Origin of the sequence: Agarivorans sp. Alg241-V36, from assembly GCF_900537085.1 — a bacterium.
Lineage (GTDB): Bacteria > Pseudomonadota > Gammaproteobacteria > Enterobacterales > Celerinatantimonadaceae > Agarivorans.
The window spans coordinates 37,467-58,673 of sequence record NZ_UNRE01000001.1 but is presented as its reverse complement, the minus strand read 5'-3'; the positions used below and the strand labels follow the sequence as shown (position 1 = coordinate 58,673).

21 protein-coding genes are annotated in these 21,207 nt (G+C 46.3%); 12 read left to right on the top strand and 9 right to left on the bottom strand.

From position 1 onward, the window contains the following. Positions 1-10 precede the first annotated feature (10 nt). Entirely contained in the window at positions 11-490 is a 480-nt protein-coding gene (locus G6R11_RS00295) for a DUF3299 domain-containing protein (RefSeq protein ID WP_205472505.1), read from the top strand. Here the strand turns inward: G6R11_RS00295 and G6R11_RS00290 are convergent. Together G6R11_RS00290 and G6R11_RS00285 are read right to left on the bottom strand one after the other, a co-directional pair. Further along, positions 487-732, bottom strand: a complete 246-nt coding sequence (locus G6R11_RS00290) for a DUF6868 family protein (RefSeq protein WP_163130190.1) — start codon at positions 730-732, stop codon at positions 487-489. The genes G6R11_RS00295 and G6R11_RS00290 overlap by 4 nt on opposite strands. 89 nt (positions 733-821) lie before the next feature. Then, complete coding sequence (locus G6R11_RS00285) at positions 822-1,844, bottom strand: DUF2914 domain-containing protein (RefSeq protein ID WP_163130188.1); 1,023 nt, start codon at positions 1,842-1,844, stop codon at positions 822-824. Between the two features lie 335 nt (positions 1,845-2,179). Here G6R11_RS00285 and G6R11_RS00280 point away from each other — a divergent pair, with 335 nt between their 5' ends. Then, positions 2,180-2,917: a gamma-glutamyl-gamma-aminobutyrate hydrolase family protein gene (locus G6R11_RS00280; protein WP_163130187.1), complete on the top strand. Its 738-nt coding sequence runs from the start codon at positions 2,180-2,182 to the stop codon at positions 2,915-2,917. Positions 2,918-2,936: 19 nt separating this feature from the next. Then, complete coding sequence (locus G6R11_RS00275; RefSeq protein WP_163130184.1) at positions 2,937-4,214, top strand: FAD-binding oxidoreductase; 1,278 nt, start codon at positions 2,937-2,939, stop codon at positions 4,212-4,214. A gap of 6 nt (positions 4,215-4,220) precedes the next feature. On the opposite strand, the gene G6R11_RS00270 is transcribed toward G6R11_RS00275, so the two are convergent. Beyond that, on the bottom strand, positions 4,221-5,222 hold the full coding sequence (locus tag G6R11_RS00270) for a substrate-binding domain-containing protein (protein ID WP_163130182.1): 1,002 nt from the start codon (positions 5,220-5,222) through the stop codon (positions 4,221-4,223). 324 nt (positions 5,223-5,546) lie between these two features. Between G6R11_RS00270 and hemB the strand changes: the two genes are divergently transcribed. Then, positions 5,547-6,539: a porphobilinogen synthase gene (hemB, locus tag G6R11_RS00265; protein WP_163131848.1), complete on the top strand. Its 993-nt coding sequence runs from the start codon at positions 5,547-5,549 to the stop codon at positions 6,537-6,539. Between the two features lie 49 nt (positions 6,540-6,588). Beyond that, positions 6,589-7,896 carry a hypothetical protein gene (locus tag G6R11_RS00260; protein ID WP_163130181.1) on the top strand — a complete coding sequence of 436 codons (1,308 nt, stop codon included), beginning with the start codon at positions 6,589-6,591 and terminating at the stop codon, positions 7,894-7,896. On the opposite strand, the gene G6R11_RS00255 is transcribed toward G6R11_RS00260, so the two are convergent. The 4 genes from G6R11_RS00255 to purE all read right to left on the bottom strand — a co-directional run bounded on the left by G6R11_RS00255 (position 7,882) and on the right by purE (position 11,628). After that, complete coding sequence (locus G6R11_RS00255) at positions 7,882-8,781, bottom strand: DMT family transporter (RefSeq protein WP_163130179.1); 900 nt, start codon at positions 8,779-8,781, stop codon at positions 7,882-7,884. The two genes, G6R11_RS00260 and G6R11_RS00255, sit on opposite strands and share 15 nt — an antisense overlap. Positions 8,782-8,833: 52 nt before the next feature. Continuing rightward, positions 8,834-9,907 carry a GGDEF domain-containing protein gene (locus tag G6R11_RS00250; RefSeq protein WP_163130177.1) on the bottom strand — a complete coding sequence of 358 codons (1,074 nt, stop codon included), beginning with the start codon at positions 9,905-9,907 and terminating at the stop codon, positions 8,834-8,836. Positions 9,908-10,042: 135 nt separating this feature from the next. Then, positions 10,043-11,119, bottom strand: a complete 1,077-nt coding sequence (purK, locus tag G6R11_RS00245) for a 5-(carboxyamino)imidazole ribonucleotide synthase (protein ID WP_240352365.1) — start codon at positions 11,117-11,119, stop codon at positions 10,043-10,045. Between the two features lie 11 nt (positions 11,120-11,130). Next, positions 11,131-11,628, bottom strand: a complete 498-nt coding sequence (gene purE, locus G6R11_RS00240) for a 5-(carboxyamino)imidazole ribonucleotide mutase (RefSeq protein WP_163130173.1) — start codon at positions 11,626-11,628, stop codon at positions 11,131-11,133. A gap of 307 nt (positions 11,629-11,935) precedes the next feature. On the opposite strand from purE, the gene G6R11_RS00235 reads away from it, so the two are divergent. Beyond that, positions 11,936-12,730, top strand: a complete 795-nt coding sequence (locus G6R11_RS00235) for a hypothetical protein (protein ID WP_163130171.1) — start codon at positions 11,936-11,938, stop codon at positions 12,728-12,730. Between the two features lie 97 nt (positions 12,731-12,827). Here the strand turns inward: G6R11_RS00235 and gppA are convergent, their stop codons facing one another. Together gppA and rhlB are read right to left on the bottom strand one after the other, a co-directional pair. Continuing rightward, positions 12,828-14,315 (bottom strand): guanosine-5'-triphosphate,3'-diphosphate diphosphatase, encoded by a 1,488-nt coding sequence (gppA, locus tag G6R11_RS00230; RefSeq protein WP_163130169.1) that lies wholly within the window; start codon positions 14,313-14,315, stop codon positions 12,828-12,830. A 21-nt stretch (positions 14,316-14,336) separates the two neighbouring features. After that, a complete protein-coding gene (gene rhlB / locus G6R11_RS00225; protein ID WP_163130168.1) occupies positions 14,337-15,626 on the bottom strand; it encodes an ATP-dependent RNA helicase RhlB in 1,290 nt (429 codons plus the stop codon). 333 nt (positions 15,627-15,959) lie between these two features. Between rhlB and trxA the strand changes: the two genes are divergently transcribed. The 6 genes from trxA to fre all read left to right on the top strand — a co-directional run bounded on the left by trxA (position 15,960) and on the right by fre (position 21,165). Continuing rightward, entirely contained in the window at positions 15,960-16,286 is a 327-nt protein-coding gene (gene trxA / locus G6R11_RS00220) for a thioredoxin TrxA (RefSeq protein ID WP_163130166.1), read from the top strand. A 202-nt stretch (positions 16,287-16,488) separates the two neighbouring features. Then, on the top strand, positions 16,489-17,754 hold the full coding sequence (gene rho / locus G6R11_RS00215; protein ID WP_163130164.1) for a transcription termination factor Rho: 1,266 nt from the start codon (positions 16,489-16,491) through the stop codon (positions 17,752-17,754). A gap of 147 nt (positions 17,755-17,901) precedes the next feature. Next, entirely contained in the window at positions 17,902-18,696 is a 795-nt protein-coding gene (locus G6R11_RS00210) for a hypothetical protein (RefSeq protein ID WP_163130162.1), read from the top strand. 30 nt (positions 18,697-18,726) lie between these two features. After that, positions 18,727-20,193: a 4-hydroxy-3-polyprenylbenzoate decarboxylase gene (gene ubiD / locus G6R11_RS00205; protein WP_163130160.1), complete on the top strand. Its 1,467-nt coding sequence runs from the start codon at positions 18,727-18,729 to the stop codon at positions 20,191-20,193. After that, entirely contained in the window at positions 20,193-20,465 is a 273-nt protein-coding gene (locus G6R11_RS00200; protein WP_163130158.1) for a 2Fe-2S iron-sulfur cluster binding domain-containing protein, read from the top strand. Before ubiD ends, G6R11_RS00200 begins: the two co-directional genes overlap by 1 nt. Before the next feature lie 4 nt (positions 20,466-20,469). Beyond that, a complete protein-coding gene (gene fre, locus G6R11_RS00195) occupies positions 20,470-21,165 on the top strand; it encodes an NAD(P)H-flavin reductase (protein ID WP_163130156.1) in 696 nt (231 codons plus the stop codon). Positions 21,166-21,207 lie beyond the last annotated feature (42 nt).

The window sequence follows — 21,207 nt, the reverse complement described above, 5'->3', positions numbered from 1 at the left end:
AAGGGTAAACATGAAACTAGCGTATTACGTAGTGGGTTTATTGCTAGTGAGCATGAACCTACAAGCCAACGGTGTTGACGTTTGGAATGAGTTGCTGCCAGAAAGTGAACGAAATACCTTTATGCCTGAGGTAGACCACAACACGCCGCTGGATCAGGTGGCGCAGCAAAACTTAAATGTAAGTGTGAACACCGAGTTGGATGGCAAACCCCTGCGGATTCCAGGCTTTGTGGTGCCGTTGGATGTTGAGGGTGAGTTGGTGAAAGAGTTTTTGTTGGTGCCGTATTTTGGTGCCTGCTTGCATTATCCGCCACCACCGCCAAACCAGATTGTATATGTAACTTACTCTAAGGGTTTGCAGCTAGAGGACTTATGGGAGCCGGTATGGGTGGAAGGGACTATTCATACTCAGGTTCAAACGGTAGAAGGGGTTGCCACCGCGGGATACACCATCGCCGAACCTGAGTCGATTGTACTGTATACCGACTAATTTAAAACAATGCCTAAGGCGATATATGGCACTACGTAAAATGCAATGATAGCGGTTTTATAGAGTGCCAAGCCTAGGTAATGAAAACGGTCAAACTTTTCAACGCTTAGGTTGAACCATTTCGAATGCAGCTTATAGGTCCAGTCGTGGGCTAAGGTTAAAAAGGCAAACCAATATAACAATACCGCGATATTGATGATGGCTCCCCAGCCTAGGGCACTGCGAATTAACTCAAGTTCCATAACTTCACCTGCATATTTCTAATCAATTAAACGCCACTAAGTCGCTTAATCAATTTACCACTGCTTAGTATCACTGCAAGCTTATTGGCTTATTTCACAGTAAAGTTTTGTTCAAAAATGCGTACTTGCTGCTGATTAACTATGACTACTTGCCATTCTCCGCGGCTTTGAGCAGTAAAGCGCTTGCTGGCATTGGTACGCCAGCGCGGGCCGCCAATGTTTAAGTCTACTGAGGCTTGCAGTTGGCTTTGCTGATACCAATTTACTTGAATGCTTTGGCCCTGCATTTCACGCAGCTCCATAAACAAGTAAACCTGCTGAATCTCACTTAGTGCGACGTAAGTTAAGTTATCTATAGGCTCACGCTGGCTAATGGCAGAACTTAATTGGGCGCGTGTGACGTGGGGCGATACGGTGCTGGTTTGCTCCAGGCCAGCGCCGACATCAGTGTCAGCATCACCGGTCGATGCGCTTGTTTCAAACGCCGAGGGCTCCAGCTCTGCTGTCGCCGCATCAACGTGAGCGACTGGCTGGCTACTTTGCTCGCTGGCCTCCTCTGCCTCCTCTGCAGTGGCAGCCTTAGTGTTATCCGCTAATTCTTCTGCTTGTTGCTTAGGCAGCTTAGTGTGAGTTTCTGCTTGAACTAGCATTGATTCCGCAGCGGTGTCCGCAACAGTGGCCTTTGGCTCTTCACGTGCTTCAACTTCTGAGGGCTTTGGTTGTTCTTCTGTAGCCATTGCAGCTGAACTTTGAGCGCTAAGCGCTTGAGTAGGCTCAACTTGAGCTTGTTCTATTTGAGCCTGTTCTACTTGAGCTTGACCTATTGGAGAGTGCTCAGCTGAAACTTCAGCCTTTGGCAATTGTGCCTTATCTACAGCGCTCTCTATTTGGCTGCTTGCTTGTTGAGTAGTGGCATTTGTATCGGCAGTAGGTTCAGCTTGAGCGGGCCAGATAAAATGCAGTAAGCCGGCAATAAGTAAGATAAGCACTAACACAGCGGCAAAAATTTTGCGTAGGTCAAAGGGAGGCTTGGGTGCGGGAACTTTATCTATAGCCGCCGTTTGGCTTGCGGATGCATTGAGATGTATTTTGATGCTTACTTGTTCTGCCATGACTGAGGATTTTCCCCATACTCCAATTGAAACTGCATGGCGATTTTACCGATTTACTCCCCTAGCGGCTATTGATTTACCCAAAATCTCTTGGCGATTGCATGAGTACGGTTTGCTGTTATCGACTTACTGTTTAGTAAAAGCAATCACGGCAGCTTGGGTTTAGGTACAAGGTTTAGCATTTAATCACCATTATTCGCTATTTATTGAAATTATCTCAGCCTTATCTGATATGCAAAAACAACGAGTGTTAAATATATTTTACATTTTAAAGTTTCTGTGCCAATTTAGTTTTATTGAAACTAGCGCATTTAAGATGGAGTTTGGTAGAGAATATGAAGCAGAAGCAAGCCCTTATCGGTGTGATCACCTGCCACAAACCGCAGGGTTTATACCAAGTGCAAAGCGTCAATGAGTTTTACCTAAACGCTTTGGAAAGTTATGGCGCAGCCCCAGTATTACTGACACACCAGCTTAAAGGCAGTAGTTTACATCGGGTATTGGATGGGCTGGACGGCGTATTGTATACCGGTAGCCATTCTAACGTGCACCCAGAGCTATATGGTGCCAGTCATTTGGAACCCCGTTTAGACCGAGGTCGAGATAGTTTAGCTTTTGCCATTGTTGAATATTCTAAACAGCATGGCCTACCTATTTTGGGTATTTGCCGCGGCTTTCAAGAGATGAACGTGGCTCTCGGCGGAAGCCTGCACCATAAAGTCTATCAGTTGAGTGGTAGTGTTGAGCACCGTGAACCCAACACCGAAGATTTCTCCAAAAAATATGCCGAGCAACATCCGCTGCAACTTAGCCGAGGCAGTTGGTTAGGTGAGTGGCTAGATAGTGAGGTTATCAATGTTAACTCCTTACACAACCAAGGCATTAATCAGCTGGCAGAGTCGCTGTTTGTTGAAGCCCAAGCTGAAGATGGTTTGGTGGAAGCTTTTCGGCTTGCTGAGCACCCGTTTTTCTATGCTGTGCAATGGCATCCCGAGTGGCAAGCCAGCGAAAACAAGGTCTCACAAGCCATTTTTAGTCAGTTTGTGGCAGCAGCAAATCGCCATGCTGCCTAGCCGTCACTAGGAGAGAACCATGCAACAACACACTTCATCCTATTACGCGGCAAGTGCAAATAACCAACGTGATTTTCCTCAGCTAAATCGAGATATTCGTTGTGATGTTTGCATTATTGGGGCTGGCTTTAGTGGTTTGTCTTCGGCTTTGCATCTGGCTGAGAAAGGTTTCAACGTAGTGGTATTAGAGAGCGCCAAGGTGGGGTTTGGCGCAACCGGCCGCAATGGCGGACAAGTGGTTAATAGTTATAGCCGCGATGTGGACGTAATAGAGCAGCGTTATGACAAAAATACTGCTCAAGCCTTAAATGAGATGATCTTTGAAGGCGGTGAAATTATCCGCTCTCGTATCGCACAGTATAATATTGATTGCGACTATCAGGCCGGCGGTGTGTTTGCGGCCAACAACGCTAAACAGTTTAAAGGCCTACAAGAGCAAAAAGCCAATTGGGAGCGCTTTGGTAATCACCAACTGCAATTATTGGATAAAGCAGAGCTAGAGCAAATAGTAGGCACCACTGCCTATCAAGGTGGTCTGTTGGACATGCAAGGTGGTCATATTCACCCGCTTAATCTTGCTCTAGGTGAAGCCGAAGCGGTACTTAGTTTAGGTGGTGAAATCTACGAGCAATCTGCAGTGCTAGACTATCAAGCAGGTGAGCTAGCCAAGGTAACAACCGAACATGGCAGTGTTACTGCCAACTACTTGCTGTTTGCCGGAAATGCCTACTTGGGTGAGCTTGAACCAAAGCTTAGTGATAAGGCGATACGCTGCGGCACGCAAGTGATTGCTACCGAGCCTTTAAGTGATGAACTGTGTCAGCAACTAATTCCAAAAAACTACTGTGTGGAAGATTGTAACTACCTGCTTAATTACTATCGTTTAACCGCAGACAAGCGCTTGTTGTTTGGCGGCGGGGTGGCTTATGGTGCTAAGCCTTTGGCCTCAATAGAAAAGCAAATTAGGCCTAAGTTCGAAGCCTTATTCCCTCAACTAAAAGTGACCGCTGTGGATTATGCTTGGACCGGAAACTTTTTACTGACCTACTCGCGAATGCCCCAGTTTGGCAGGTTAGATAGCAATATCTATTATCTGCAAGGCTACAGTGGCCACGGTTTAACCTGTACCCATTTAGCGGGAAAATTGTTAGCCGAAGTGCTTAGCGACCAAGCAAAGCGCTTTGACGTATTTGCTTCACTTAATCACTATCGCTTTCCGGGAGGGAGACACCTACAAGTGCCGTTTACCGCTTTAGGTGCGGTGTATTACAACCTGCGCGATAAGCTAGGTATTTAAGCTCGCTTAGTCTTTTGGTTGGCTTACCGAGTCACGTTTAACCAAAGTTGGTACGTATTTATGAATAGGTGCAACGCTCTCGCCACTGGCTAAAGCTAGGGACATTTCAGCAGCTTCCATCGCCATCATCTCGATAGGGTAACGCATGGTGGTGAGCTTAGGTCGTAGATAGCGCGACAGTAGCACGTCATCAAAACCAATTACCGAAACGTCTTCTGGCACACGATAGCCGTTGTCGCAAAGCACTGTGATAGCGCCTGATGCCATAGAATCGTTGTAAACAATTAAGGCGGTAAAATCTAAACCGCGAGCTAGTAAATTCTGTGCTGCAATCTCGCCACCAATTTCATTCGGATCAGACGAAGCAATGGCGTGCTCAGCTAAAGGCATGCCCTGTTCGCTAAGTACTGATTTCACTCCTTCCAAGCGCAAGCGCGGATCTTCAATGTCGTAGCTACTGGTAATGCATGCAATGTTCTTATGGCCTAAAGACAATAAGTGGCGGGCTGCTGCTTCGCCACCGGCTTGGTTGTCTAACCATACGCAGCGGTGAGCAATTTCTGGAATATAACGGTTAATAAGTACCAAGGCTGGTACGGCTTCGGCGTAGTCGATTAAGGCTTGATTGCTCAAGGCTTTAGAGTGCACTACCAAGGCTTGGCAGCGCTGCTCTAAGAGCGTTTCAATGGCGCGTTTTTCACTCTCGGCACTGACCAAACCGTTACTGATCAATAACTGAATGTTGTTGTTGCGAGTCACCTTTTCTACCCCTCCTGCCAAGGTGGCAAAAAACGGGTCAGTGAGCTCACTAAATACCAAACCCAAAGTAGGGTTAGTTTGGGTTACTAAAGCGCGCGCATTCGCATTGGGACGATAGCCTAGTTCTAACATCACTTTCTTTACTAGGTCGCGGTTTTTAGCACTTACTTTGGGGCCATTGTTGACCACCCGAGATACGGTGGCGACGGAAACACCGGCGGCAGCTGCTACGTCTTTAATTGTGGCCATTTATACTCCGAGAAAAAGATTCTTTCGTGTGACTAAGTTGAAAACACTAGCTTAAGATGAGCTGGCATCACGACCAGTGACTAGGTGATGTTGTATCTACAATTTAACAAATGTAAATCAAATGTGGAAACGTTTTCCTTTGTTCGCGAGTGTAATCACATATTATCTATGCTTTTTTTATCGGCGTAGCAGCCTGGTTCGAGCTGTTTTGAAACTGTTAAGAAAAACTGTTACATACACTTGCCCGCCACGCTTTAGCCGCTTAAAGTAGCGCTAGATGCTAACAGCAACAAAATTAAGGAGCGCTGAGTGAGCGTATCAAGAATGTTCCCTGCCACCCGCATGCGTCGAATTCGCCGTCATGATTTCTCTCGCCGCCTAGCCTGCGAAAACCAGCTAAGCGTTGATGATTTGATTTACCCGATGTTTGTGATTGAAGGGGAAAATCAAATCGAAACCGTTGCATCTATGCCCGGTGTAAAGCGCTTTAGTATCGATTTGTTGTTAAAAGAAGCAGAACAGTTGGTGGCCTTGGGTGTACCAATGATTGCCTTGTTCCCGGTGACGCCCCTAGAGCAAAAATCATTGTTGGCTGAGCAAGCTTATGCTGATGATGCCTTGGCGCAACGCGCTGTTCGAGCCCTTAAACAAGCTTTTCCTGAGCTTGGCATTATGACCGATGTGGCTTTGGATCCGTTTACCACTCATGGCCAAGACGGCATTATTGATGATGACGGTTATGTGCAAAACGATATTACCACTGAGATTTTAGTAAAACAGGCTTTATCACACGCTGCCGCTGGCGCGGATGTGGTGGCGCCTTCGGATATGATGGATGGCAGAATTGCAGCAATTCGTGAAGCCTTAGAAGAAGCCGGTTATCACAACACCATGATAATGGCTTATTCAGCCAAATACGCTTCTAGTTACTACGGGCCGTTTCGCGATGCAGTGGGTAGCTCTGGTAACTTAAAGGGCGGCAATAAAAAGACTTATCAAATGGACCCAGCTAATGGCCAAGAGGCCTTGCACGAAGTGGCCTTAGATATCGAAGAAGGTGCCGACATGGTCATGGTAAAACCTGGCATGCCTTACTTAGATGTGGTGCGCCAAGTAAAAGATGCCTTTGCCGTACCTACCTTTGCTTACCAAGTGAGCGGCGAATATGCCATGCATAAAGCAGCTATTGAGAATGGCTGGTTAGCCGAACGCCCGGTTGTGCTTGAATCTTTACTAGCCTTTAAACGCGCCGGTGCCGATGGCATTTTAACTTACTTCGCTAAAGACGTAGCGCAGTGGCTAGCCGAATCAAAATAAACCCTAATTAGGTACTTGTTAAGCCCCCGTAGAGGGGCTTTATCGTAATATGAAGAAAATACTGTTTGCCCTACTCAGCCTTAGTTTATTGCTCGCGATGGCGGTGTTAATTGCCTTTGCGTTAATGGTTTCTAAGCAAGCCACCGTGCATACTCCCCCTTCGGTGAGTGCTCAACAAGTTGCCGATGCCAAAGATTGGCTTAAACAAAACCTACAGCAATTTCGCAGCTCGCAACAATCTATTAATGTTCAGCTTAGCCAGCAGCAGTTAGATGGCTTGTTAGCTTTGTCGTCCACCGCATTTAAAGGCTTAGATGCAGATGCCGCTTTTACCGATTCAAGCTTAAACCTTCGCGGTAGCATTGCTTTGCCAGCGAGTATTTACCATGGCTATATAAATAGCGAAATTAGTATGCATTCCTCTACTCAAGGCTTGCAGTTTGGTCAATGGAAAATAGGCCAATTAAGTTTGCCTGGCAGCATGGCGCTATATATAGCGGAGAAGGTGGCGGAGCGTTTATTCCCTGAGTTACAAGCCGATGAGCTACTAGCCAGTATCAAAACGGTTGAGCTTGGCCAACAGCAAGTGGCATTTGAGATTGAGCCTGTCGAGGATTTGGGATTAAAAGTCGCTGGTGCCTATAAGAACCTCAATCAATTGAAAGACCCGCAGGCAGCTAGCTTGCCGGTGGCGGTTTACTATCAAAAACTTAGCCAACTAAGAAAGCAGTATGGTGAACAACAAGCTATTTCTTTATATGACTATCTATATCCGCTGAGCTTTGATGTGGCAATGCGTGGTGAGCAAGGCGATGTTCTCCAAGAGCAGCAGGCTTTGGTGTGGGCAATGGCGATATTTTTCAGCCAAGGCGCGTTTCAAAAAGTGATGGCGCAAGGCTTTGCGAATGATTTGACCTTAGAAGCAGCACCAAGCAATGTTACCTTAGCGGGGCGCAGAGACTTACTGCTGCACTTTGTTTATTCCGCTGGTTTAAGCATGGCGGGCGAACAAGGTTTTAGTGCTTCTATTGGCGAATTTAAAGAATTGTTCGACTCTTTAGAGGGCGGCAGTGGCTTTAGTTTTGCTGATTTAGCAGCTGATCGAACCGGTATCGAATTTGCCGAGTCGGCTAAAGACGTAAACAAAACGGAGCTGTTTTTAACCGCGATGCGAGCCGCCCGCTCGGAGCAGGCTTTTTTCCCACGAATAGATGATTTAGCAGAAGGCATTAGTGAGCAAAACTTTGCTCAGGTCTATGGTTCAACGGATTCCGAGCTGTATCAGCAAAAGGTATTTTTTATCGATCAACGGATTGCCCATTTACCGGCTTTCTCACCAGCCCTAGCCAAAGATTAACAATGCACTGCCCAATACACATAAGCCTGCACTAGCCCATGCCGAGCGTGTGGGCGCTTGTTTGGTGACTATCCATAACAGTGGTAGCACCAACACTGGAGAGGTAGATGACAACAGCGCAACCACTGATACATCGCCATAGCGCAGGGCAAACAGCATTAATGTCATGCCCACCGCCATGGCTAAAAAGCCATTGGCGGCAATCATCAAAAACAGTTTTGGGTTAATCGAGTGTAGGCTGCGCGCCAACTTGTAACCGCTTAGCCATAATAGCCAGTGAGCTATAAAGGCGCTGAGCATGCGTAACGCCGAGCCAGCTACCGGGTCTATTGCACTGTATTCTGGCGCACTCATCAGGGGTTTTAACATCACCGTGCCGAGGCTTTGACACAATGCGGCGGTTAAGCCCAAGGCCACTGCTACACCAACTGAACCGGTAATCTTTTCCCAGCTATGTTGTTCGCTCCTACGGCCAAAGCTTACTGCGAGAATCACTCCTAGGAATAAACAGGCTGCGCCTAGTAGCGGCCATCCTATTAAATCTTCATTAAATAACCACACCCCTAAAAAAGCAGAAAAGGCAGCATGGCAGGCAAACAGCAGGCTAGCACGACGAGGGCCCAGGCGATTCATGCAAGCAAACAATGCTGTGTCGCCAACAAATACACCAATAAACCCAGACAAAGCAAACAGGGCAGCCTGAGACATGCTAATCATTTGCCATTGGTTATTGTATAGCGCGGCACAAAGCAACATTAGGCTAACTAAGCCCATACGCCAGCGGCTGTAGGCAAAAGCACCCATCACTCTGCTAGGTGTTACCGAGATTAAACTGGTACATGCCCACAGCGCGGCGGCCAGCAGGGCTAACCATTCGTAGCTCAATGTGTGCTCCTAAAACGCAATATGGAGGGGCTAAGTGAAACGGGGAGTTAACTTAGGCGGGTACCGCTTGGCTTGGTTGTGCCCAAGTGGTGACAAAGGTATTGCGACCTTTGCGTTTGGCAGCATACATGGCATTGTCGGCGTCGATCAACAAGCGTGACAAATCTTTTCTTTGGGTCTCAAAAGCAATGCCCATGCTAATGCTAATGGCAAGGTTTTGGTTGTTAACCGAGCAAGGTTTTTCGGCAATCTTTTTAACAATAATATTGGCTAGGTCTTGTGCATGTTGGCGTTGGCAATTGGGCCATAGAATGCAGAATTCATCACCACCAAAACGGGCAAACATTGTCTCTTCAGGAAGTTGTTGTTTCACACAAGCCACAACATGTTTTAGCGCGTCATCACCGGTGTGGTGGCCGTATTGGTCATTAATTTGTTTAAAACGATCAATATCAAACAGCATTACCGCCATGCTGAATACCGACTCACATTGAGTATCCAGTTGGCGCTCTAATTCTCGGCGATTCAAGATATTGGTTAGAGGATCGATGCGCGCTTGCTCGGCAAGGTGGCGATGGGCGCGCTGTGTGTCGATAGAAAACAGCTTGGCTATAATGCTCAATAAAATGGCGCAATTAACAAATACCAAGGCCATTGAGCTACGCTTTTGCTCGATATCGCTGGGGAACATGGGATCGCTCGGCCAGTAAAATACTGCAAAAAAGGCCACGCTGATTAAGGCTAAAATGGCATTGCGAATGGACGGCTTTTCTTGCCATAGCAAAAAAGCCACCGGATAAATAACGATTAGATGGAAAAAGATGAAGGACTCGATACCAAACCAGCGGGTAGAGGCCAAGGTAATATCGAGGATAAATACCGTTAAAAGCCAGGCTCTGGCTAGGTCATTTTGATTTAACCAGTTAAACAGCAGTGTAAGGGTGTAAGCAAACACCACTAAGCCGTTGACTAACCAGAACTCAACAGCCGTAATGTTGTGCTCAAGAGCTTGAACAATAACGTTTAGGGCAAGTAAAGGCAGGCCTATAACCACAAATAGATTGGTCATACGAACGGCGTGGCGCTTTCCTTTGCGGGTGCCTATGTTAAGTATATTGTTGAGCAACCGTGTTCCTTACAGTTAATACTCAAATAAAAACGATTGTATACCTGAAAAACTAAAACTACTGTGAATTAGCTTAGATCGCGACCGTTTTATCGAAAGTTTGGCAATGTAACCATGGTTACATTGCCAGCTTACTTAGTCTAGGTGCTTAATTAACCATGCTATTGCGTCGGCATATACTGGCGTCATTAGCGGCTCTAATTGCGCTAAGCTAGCCAACAGCTGCGAGCGCTCCGCAATGCTGATGTTGATATGACCCACTTTGCGCCCCGCACGAACCTCTTTGCCATACCAAAATACTTCCACCCCTGGCACGCTTAGCCATTGCTGATTGTATTCAACACCAATCAAGTTAAGCATCACGCTTTGGGTTTTAACTAAAGGTTGTACTAGAGGTAAGTCTGCCACCGCACGAATATGCGCTTCAAACTGACTAAGGCTTGAGCCTGCTTGGGTCCAGTGGCCACTGTTATGTACTCGAGGAGCTATCTCATTAATCAGCAATTTATCGCCAACCTGGAAGCACTCCATAGTCATTACGCCCACGTAGTCGAGCGAGTCCATCAGCTTTCCAAGCATATTTTCAGCTTGGCCTTGCAGGCTCGCTTTACTGGCAACCGGTGACACCGTGGCTAACAAAATGCCTTCATGATGCTGGTTAATCGCTAGCGGGTAGAACGCAGTGTCACCGTTGGCGTGGCGCATACCAATCAGTGAAACTTCTTCATCAAAAGCAATCGCTTGTTCCGCAATACAATGATCTAACCAATCTTGAGGAATGGCTCGTTGTTCAGCGCTACCACTTAGTTTTAACCAGTGCTGACCCTTGCCGTCGTAGCCGCCAGAGCGTTGCTTTAGCAATACCCGTTCACCTAACTCGGCAAATAACTGCTCTGCGCTGTGACCTTGTTTTACGTCTACCCAAGGCGCTGTGGCTAAGCCTAAGCGATCGAGTAGTTTCTTTTGGCTGGCGCGGTCTGCCAGCTCAGCTAGTGCTGGGCCATTAAGAAAGCTTGAATGTTGAGTAAGCTGCTCGGTTGCTGGCGTCACTGGCCAATGCTCGCGTTCAACGGTAATAATGTCGTTGGCAGCAATATCAAAGGTAGCCGTTTCGTCAGTTTCTACTGGGCGCACTTCAATGTTTAAGGGTTGTGCGGCATGTTTTAGCATGGCACCTAATTGGCCTGCGCCTAAAATCCAAATCTTGTTCATCTTGCTTACCACTACTCAGCTACGCGAGGATCAGGGTGAGCCAGTACAGATTCAGTTTGCGCTGTGCGGAAAGACTCAATACGCTCAGCCAGTTCTGGATTCGTGGTTGCTAGGATTTGCGCGGCAAATAAACCTGCGTTGTATGCACCAGCAGTACCAATGGCAAGTGTGCCTACGGCTACGCCTTTTGGCATTTGAGCAATCGACAACAAACTGTCCATGCCATTTAATGCTTTGCTTTGAACCGGTACGCCAAGTACCGGTAAACGGGTCTTAGACGCCACCATGCCAGGTAGGTGAGCAGCACCGCCAGCACCACCAATAATTACCTTAATACCGCGTTCGGCAGCATTGGCTGAAAATTCCATTAGTTTGTCGGGAGTGCGGTGAGCACTAACCACTTCAACCTCAAATTCAACGCCTAATTGTTGTAGTACTTCGGCGGCGTTTTCCATAGTTGGCCAATCACTTTTTGACCCCATGATAATGGCAACTTGTGGTTGTGGCATTGTATTCTCCTCGACTTAAATAGCACAGTGGTAACACGTTTCTACGCGACAACAAAATTGTTGTCTATTTGCGCGCGCAGTTTGCCAGCCTTGCCCGCCAAGGTCAATATTAGCGCAGTGTTAGCCAGTAAAATCGAATTATGTACTAGCGATATAGTACTTTGTTTGGGTAAACCTTGAGGTGTTTGCTAATTTTATGATGTTTAGCTGTTTCTCAATACGAATTGCTGAGATTTGGACTACTGTTAAAATAGCGCTGTAGCCTTCCGCTTCCGATCAAATTCATTCGCCTCTAAGGAGAGAAGCAATGTGGAAACTTGTAGTATGTTTATCTCTACTCAGTACCCAGCTTATGGCAGCAAACGTAGAACTGCGTTTACCTGCTTATTCCGATGATTCACACATTTATTACCATGAACTGCTAGAGCAAGCCCTTCTTGAAGCGGGGCATCAACCGGTGATTGATATTCCCTCGGCCAACTTACCGCAAAAGCGAGCTGAGTCGATGCTACGCAACGGCCAGTTAAGTTTGGTGTGGTTACTGGCCTCTGCCGAACGCGATAATGACCCCAACTTTACTCCGGTTAAAATTGGTTTAACCAATGGCTTAATTGGCCATCGATTATTGCTAGTGCCGCGCTCAGAAGTGGATGCCTATCGCTTTGTAAATACCTTAGAGGATTTTCAGAAGCTCAATAAAACCGGGGGGTTTGGGAAGAACTGGTTTGATGTAGATGTATGGCAAGCTAATCAGCTAAAAACCGTTGAAGTGGATGGCGAGTGGCGTCGTTTATATAAGATGGTAGCTAATCACAAACGTGGCATCGATTATTTCTCGCGTGGGTTTACCGAGATTATTAACGACTCCTTACATCATCCCTATCTGGCGATAGAACCCTACCTTATTTTGCAATATGAGCGCGACTTTCAGTTTTACGTGAGTAACTCTCAGCCGGAGCTGGCCGCTATTATTGAAGACGCCTTAAAAAAAGCCGAAGACAGTGGGCTACTGGATAAACTGATTGAGGAATATTGGCGTGAAGATTTTGACTTACTTAATTATCGCCGACGGGTAAAAATTGAGCTGGAAACGCCTCAATAGGCTTAAGCCCGTTGGCTCTTTTGTGGTTGAGTTTTGTTTGAGACAAAATCGCTTTAGGCGCGCTAAAGAGTGTTTAGTTATTCTAGGGAGATTCTCCCTAGCAAAGCGCTTCAATTATCTCTAAGGGGTAACCCGCTTGGCTTTGTACTTTTGCCTCTAGGTCTAGTTCAGCTGCGCGTAAAGGATGTTGTTCATTCCAGGTGGGAGGGAAACACAGCCGCCAATCCTCTTCAGCTTGAAACAAGCTAATCTTAGGCACACTACCTTCGGTGCGACGCATACACACAATAATGGCAATGCGTAGCAACCTTGCGAGCACTTGGGCTTCGGGTTTTTCTAAAGCATTTTGCTGGGCAAGCAGTTCGCTTTGCCAATCCCCCCGTTGGTTTAACAACAAACAGGATACAAAGTGTTTTTGTGCACTGGTGAAGCCGGGTAAATCTGAGTGATCAATGATGTAAGCGGCGTGTTGTGGCGCTTTTTTAAACTCAATATTCAAACCGACTTCGTGGAACATGGCTGCCCACTTCAATAGGCTTAAGGCGCGATTACTAAGCTGAGGTGTTACTTGTTGCGCCATAGTTAATGCGCAGTTTGCCACGCGCTCGGCGTGTTGCTTGTCGATGCGGTGGCGTTTTACGAAGCTTTCTACGGTGCGAGCTCTAACACTGCTGGTCTCTTTTTGGCTAAGTAAGCCATATACCAAGCCTTCACGTAAGGCACCTCCCGCTAAAGAAAGTGACTCTATTTGCAGGCTTTCGAACAGGGCAATTAATATCGCTAAACCTGAGGCGAATACTGGCTTGCGTTCTTCTAACAGGCCTTGAATTTCAAGCTTTTCAAGTGAACCACAAGCCACAACTTGTTGTTGAATAGCTTTTAGTTTTGAATAGGTGATGCGTTCATCGAGACCTTGAGCGGTAACAATTTCTAACAATGCTTGAATGGTGCCAGAGGCGCCAACACTGCTTTGCCAGCCTAGTCGACGGTAATCACTGAGCACTGGGCTAATGACGTCTTTAGCCGCATTAATGGCGAGCTCAAAATTGGCTTCGCTGAGTTCTTGTTGAAAGAAACGTTTTAGCCAAGTAACACAGCCCATGTCTAGGCTATTAAGTAGCAAGGCTTCGCTTTGCTCTCCCACCACTAGCTCGGTACTGGCACCGCCAATATCAATAACTAAACGCTTGCCACTGCCGCTGCTGGTATGTGCCACGCCGCGGTAAATTATTTTAGCTTCGGTTTCGCCACTAATAATGTGGATTTTGTGGTTGAGGATTTTTTCGGCTTGCTGCAAAAACTCATCAGCGTTTGTCGCACGACGCAAGGTTGCGGTGGCAACTATTTTGATTTGCGCTTCTGGAATGTCTCTTAGCTGCTCAGCAAACAAACTTAAGCATTGCCAGCCACGCACCATAGATGCGTGGTCGAGCTTATCGTTAGCATCTAAGCCAGCGGCTAAGCGCACTTTTCTTTTCACCTTGGCAATGGTTTGCACACTTCCACTTAGCTCCCGCACAATTAACATGTGGAAGCTGTTGGAACCTAAATCAATGGCTGCATATAGGGGTGAAACTTTAGACACGCTGTTCCTTGAATCTACTGCTTAGTGACGCTGACGTCGCTGATTAGAATGACCGCTATTACCACGACTATTGTTGCGGTTCCCACCACGGCTGTTATTACCTTTGGCGCGATGTACTCGGGTTGCCTTAGGTAAATCACGCAGTAGCGCTTCGGTATCATATTGGCTTACCGGCACTGGGTGCTTAATGTACTCTTCAATGGCGGGTAGGTTAAATACGTATTCTTCACAGGCAAGACTAATGGCGTGGCCACTGGCGCCGGCACGACCTGTTCGACCAATACGGTGAACATAATCTTCAGCGTCGTCTGGTAGGTCATAGTTGAAAACATGGGTTACCGAAGGAATGTGCAAGCCACGTGCTGCAACATCGGTAGCCACTAATACGTCAAGTTTACCCTCGGTAAACTGTTCAAGTATTTGCACCCGTTTGCGCTGTGGAATATCACCGGTTAGCAAACCAACGCGATGTTTGTCGGCACTTAAGTGTCCCCAAATATCTTCACAACGGTGCTTGGTATTAGCAAAAATAATGGCGCGTTCTGGCCACTCTTCTTCTATTAGGGTTTGCAACAAGGCCATTTTGTCGTCATTCGACGGGTAAAATAGTTCTTCTTGAATGCGAGCGCCGGTCATTTGTTCGGGCTCTACAATAACGTGTTCTGGGTCGTTCATGTGCTCAAAGGCCAATTCTTTCACTTTGAAAGATAGCGTGGCAGAGAACAGCATGTTTAAGCGCGCTTTTGGCTCTGGCATGCGACGCATTAAATAGCGAATGTCTTTAATGAAGCCAAGGTCGAACATGCGGTCAGCTTCGTCCAATACCATCGCTTGCACGGCGTTTAGGCTAAATGCACCTTGCTTGAAGTAATCGATCATTCGCCCGGTGGTACCGATAAGAATGTCTACACCTTCATCTAATGTGGCGCGTTGACTGGCATACCCTTCACCGCCATAAACTAAACCCAACTTGAGGCCGGTTGCTTTAGCAAGCAAACGTGCATCGTTATGAATTTGAATGGCTAATTCGCGGGTTGGTGCGAGAATTATCGCACGCGGTTGATTTTGTTGGCGCGTTTCAGGCACTGCTGTGGTTAGCAAGTGATTAAACGTAGCCACTAAAAAGGCTAGAGTTTTTCCCGTACCTGTCTGAGCTTGGCCTGCAATATCTTTACCTTTGGTTAAGATGGGTAGGCTTTGCGCTTGGATAGGGGTGCAATTGTGATAGCCGTGCTGCTCTAAGGCGGTTAATACCTTATCTTGCAGTCCTAACTCGGCAAATCGGAGTTCTGTTAAATGTGTTTTGCTCATTGCGTAAGCATATCACAGCTAAGTGGCACTACCAGCACCCATTCTTAGTAAATGTGTTGAGTTGTTAGGGGCTGTGATCTAAGCGCTGAGAATTTGTGGTTTATTCCTTTTAATAGACCCTAGTTACTTGTAATTATTTCGGCAGTTCCCCTTTCTTTATTTATCAGCGAGATCTTTCGATCAAAACAAAATGGGCAATCAAAGAAGCACTTATGTTAATTGGTAGTAGCTTAGATTCCCTTGGAATGAGCTTAGGCTTGCATTCATTGGTCGGATCATTTCAAATAGTCATGAAATTATCGAGACAGATAACATAGAATTTTGGAGTATTAAATGAGCGATAAATTGGTTCAGCTGAGCGATGACAGCTTCGACGCAGACGTACTAAACTCAAGCACACCAGTACTAGTTGATTTCTGGGCTGAGTGGTGTGGACCTTGTAAAATGATTGCCCCTATCCTTGACGAAGTTGCTGACGAGTACGACGGCAAAGTAGTGATAGGTAAGCTAAACATCGACCAAAACGCTGGCACGCCGCCAAAGTTTGGTATTCGCGGAATTCCAACTTTACTGCTGTTTAAAGACGGTAAAGTAGCTGCTACTAAGGTTGGCGCACTGTCTAAAGCCCAATTAACAGCGTTTTTAGACGAAAACCTGTAGTAACAATGTGAGCAGGTCGACATTCGTTGCCTGCTTTTGCTGGATCTTTCCCCACATTAGTGCTAATTTTATTTTCGAATTTTTCCTACGCCCGTTATTAAAGGCTACCTCTTGGCCGACTAAACAGTCGAGTAAGCTTCTCTACTATACCTAACTCATGCTGCCGTCAGCCTATTTCGATAAAAATTGAAAACTCACCATTATGAATTTAACTGAGCTAAAAAATACCCCCGTCCATGAACTGATTACGTTAGGCGAGTCCATGGGTTTAGAAAACCTAGCCCGTTTACGTAAGCAAGACATTATCTTCTCGATCTTAAAAGCTCACGCAAAAAGCGGCGAAGCGATTTTTGGTCATGGTGTGCTGGAGATTTTGCAAGATGGCTTCGGCTTTTTACGTAGCGCCGACAGCTCTTACTTAGCTGGTCCTGACGATATTTATGTTTCGCCAAGTCAAATCCGTCGATTTAACTTGCGTACCGGTGACACGGTAGAAGGCAAGATTCGTCCACCTAAAGAAGGTGAACGTTACTTTGCATTGTTGAAAATTGGCCAAGTTAACCACGACAAGCCAGAAAACTCGCGTAACAAAATCTTATTCGAAAACTTAACACCGCTGCATGCCAACGACCGTTTGCGCATGGAGCGTGGTAATGGTGCAACCGAAGACATCACTGCACGTGTATTGGATTTAGCCTCACCTATCGGTAAAGGCCAACGTGGTTTGATTGTTGCTCCGCCAAAAGCGGGTAAAACCATGTTGCTGCAAAACATTGCACAAAACGTAGCGTTTAACCATCCAGAGTGTGAATTGATTGTTTTACTTATCGATGAGCGCCCAGAAGAAGTGACCGAGATGCAACGTTTGGTTCGTGGTGAAGTAATCGCTTCTACCTTTGATGAGCCAGCTAGCCGTCACGTTCAAGTAGCTGAAATGGTAATTGAAAAAGCTAAGCGCTTAGTAGAGCACAAAAAAGATGTGATCATCTTGCTTGACTCAATTACTCGTTTAGCACGTGCCTACAACACGGTAATTCCTTCATCTGGTAAGGTATTAACCGGTGGTGTAGACGCCAATGCATTGCATCGCCCTAAGCGTTTCTTTGGGGCGGCACGTAACGTTGAAGAAGGTGGCAGCTTAACTATTATTGCTACCGCTCTAGTAGATACCGGTTCGAAAATGGACGAAGTAATTTACGAAGAGTTTAAAGGTACCGGTAACATGGAACTGCACTTAAGCCGTAAAATTGCAGAAAAGCGTGTTTACCCTGCCATCGACATTAACCGTTCAGGTACTCGTCGTGAAGAGTTACTTACCAGTGCAGAAGAACTACAGAAAATGTGGATCTTACGCAAGATTGTTCATCCAATGGACGAGACTGGCGCAATGGAATTCTTAATTGATAAATTGGCAATGACCAAAACCAATGACGAATTCTTTAACGCGATGAAAGCACAGAAGAAATAAACCAAAAACTGGCCGTTAATTCGGCCAGTTTTATTTTGGATGATGAAACGCTTTCTTGTAGTTCTAGGGCTCTTTTTTCAATTATCTGTTCAGGCTGAGCAGCAAGGTCCTAATCCTCTTTCCCAACCGCTTTATCAAGATGTCCCATTGATGATTTTGCAGCGTAGTGTTGACGCCCTAATGCAAAACCAGCCAGCTTGGGTGATTGATTTACTGCCTTATCTGCGACCAGAAGACCGCGAAGCGTTGCTTTTCCAAAGCTTGCGTTATTTGCATCAAAACAAACATATTCCCGATCAAACCTTAAAGAACTGGCTACTTGAGCTAGCGTCTGAGCGACCAACGGTGCGTGAAGCGGCAGTGATTGATGGCTACGAAGTCATACGCCCTAGTTATGATTACCCAGCCTTGGCGCGCAGTTTAATTTTGAACAAGCTATCAGCCGAGCGCTCGCAACTTTATCTTAGTGAATTACTCCGTGACGAATTTCATTGGTCGCTGATCTTTCGAAAAAACAATCCCTTATTATTGGCGCAGCAGCTGGATGTAATGCGTGCTTTTAGCCAGTTAAATTCCGAGCAGCTTGAATATGTAAAACTGCATATGCCTGATCGTTTGTATTTCCCAGATAATAATGTACGGGTTGCCTTAGCCGTTGGTATTGGTAGCGATCAAGCGCTAGCCGAGGTATTAAGCTTGCCTATGGATCAATACAGTGTGTCATTGTTAGAGTGGCTCATTCAGCGGTTACCCCCAGAGCGGGCATACAAACTGTTGCTTGGCGCGGCAGAAAATCCAGAACTGTTGTATTTTTCTTATAGTGCCATTGCTCGTTTAGGTAGAGTGTATCCTCCCGCTGCTCAGTTTATTTTGGCGCAGTTTAGAGAATCAGAACATCAAGAGTTGGCTGCGATGGTAATGATTGAGATGCAATCTCAGTAGCTTACGCAGTTAAAAAACCAGGTTATAACAATGAAATATAAAGACTTGAGAGATTTCATTGATTTGTTAGAGCAGCGTGGAGAGCTTAAGCGAATCAGTGTAGAAGTATCTACCGAACTGGAAATGACCGAAATATGCGACCGCACCCTAAAGGCGGGCGGTCCAGCATTACTGTTCGAGAATGTTAAAGGCCATTCTATGCCAGTGCTAGGTAACTTATTTGGCACGCCAGAGCGAGTGGCACTGGGCATGGGTCAGGAGTCGGTGTCGGCCTTGCGTGAAGTAGGCACTTGGCTGTCTTACCTTAAAGAACCTGAACCACCCAAGGGTTTAAAAGAGCTTTGGGAAAAGCTGCCAATATTTAAGCAAGTGCTTAATATGCCAACTAAAAAGCTCCGCTCCGCTCCTTGCCAAGAAGTTGTATGGAGTGGCGATGAGGTCGATTTAGATAAACTGCCTATTCAGCATTGCTGGCCTGGCGATGTAGCGCCTTTGGTTACGTGGGGGCTCACCATTACCCGCGGCCCCTATAAAAAACGCCAAAACCTGGGCATTTATCGCCAGCAAAAACTCGCCAAAAACAAATTGATTATGCGCTGGCTATCGCATCGTGGTGGCGCGATAGACTTTCGTGAATTCCAAGAGCTTAATCCTGGGAAACCTTATCCAGTATCAGTGGCTTTGGGCGCCGACCCTGCGACCATTTTGGGTGCAGTAACGCCGGTACCAGATACCCTATCTGAATATGCTTTTGCTGGCCTGCTAAGGGGCGGTAGAACTGAAACGGTTAATTGTATTAGCAATGATTTGGAAGTCCCTGCTAGCGCCGAAATAGTCTTAGAAGGTTATCTAGAACCCAATGAAACGGCACCAGAAGGACCTTATGGTGACCACACCGGCTATTACAACGAAGTGGACGAGTTTCCAGTATTCACCATCACGCATATCACGATGCGTAAAGATCCCATTTACCACAGCACCTACACCGGACGTCCACCCGATGAACCTGCTGTATTAGGCGTTGCCTTAAACGAGGTCTTTGTACCTATTTTACAAAAGCAGTTTCCAGAAATTGTGGATTTTTACTTGCCGCCAGAAGGCTGTTCTTACCGCATGGCCGTGGTTACCATTAAAAAGCAATATCCTGGTCATGCAAAACGGGTGATGTTGGGAGTGTGGTCGTTCTTACGCCAGTTTATGTACACTAAGTTTGTCATCGTTTGTGATGATGATATCAACGCGCGCTCTTGGCAGGATGTAATATGGGCTATTACTACGCGAATGGATCCATCGCGCGATACCACCTTAATCGACCATACGCCTATCGATTACTTGGATTTTGCTTCACCAGTCTCTGGTTTAGGCTCCAAAATGGGTATGGATGCGACCAATAAATGGCCCGGTGAAACTAATCGAGAATGGGGCGAAGTGATTGAAATGGCTCCCGAAGTGAAACAGCGTGTTGATAGTATTTGGGCGCAATTAGGCATAGACTAATGGCCAGCAATTTTCGAGTAAGGCTTGCACAACAAGAGTTTAGTGTAGAGCCCCAGCAAACAGTGCTTGAAGCAGCCTTAGCACAGGGTATTGATTGGCCACATCGTTGTCGCCAAGGTGGCTGCTGCAGTTGTTTGGCCCGGTGTACATCCGGCGAGATTATTTACCATGGAATGGCGCCAATGCTAAGTGAAGCAGAACAAGCCAAAGGTTGGTTCTTGGCTTGCTTAGCCAGTGCAAAATCAGATTTGAATATAAGTTTAGAAGGGTGAAAGTATGAAGCGCATTAGTTGTAAGGTTGCATCGGTCTCGCCGATTTTAGATGATATTTTTAATGTTGAATTACAACCACAAGAGAGCCAGAGCTTTGTGGCTGGCCAGTACCTACAAATTGTTATGGCTGAAGACGATAAACGACCGTTTTCATTAGCCAGTTCACCCGAGCAAGGTGATGTGTTAGAGCTTCATATTGGTGCGCCAGAAGGTAATCCTTATGCCAGGCAGGTCATTGATAAACTGAAGAAAAGTGGTGAGATTGAAGTTGAAATGCCGTTTGGTAATGCCGGCTTTGATGAAACCAGCCAACGACCTATTTTGATTATGGTAGGCGGCACCGGCTTTTCTTATGCTAAATCGATCATCGAACATATTGTTGATACCGAGCAAGATCGCGAGATTTATTTGTATTGGGGTGGTCGCAATCTAGGTGGTTTGTATTTGCATGAGTTGGCTTACCAATGGGAAGAACTAGACCAAGTTAAATTTGTGCCAGTACTTGAGCAAGCTATGCCGCAGTGGACCGGTAAGAAAGGCCTAGTGCACGAAGCCGTGCTTGAAGACTTCGCCGATATGAGCGGCCTAGAGGTATACATTGCTGGCCGTTTTGAAATGGCCGATGTCGCGCGTACTGCTTTTACCAAGCAGGGCCTGCCGATAGAGCAATTACATGGTGATGCTTACGAATTTATCTAAGGTATTTAAAGCGTAAAAAAGGCGAGCTTAGCTCGCCTTTTT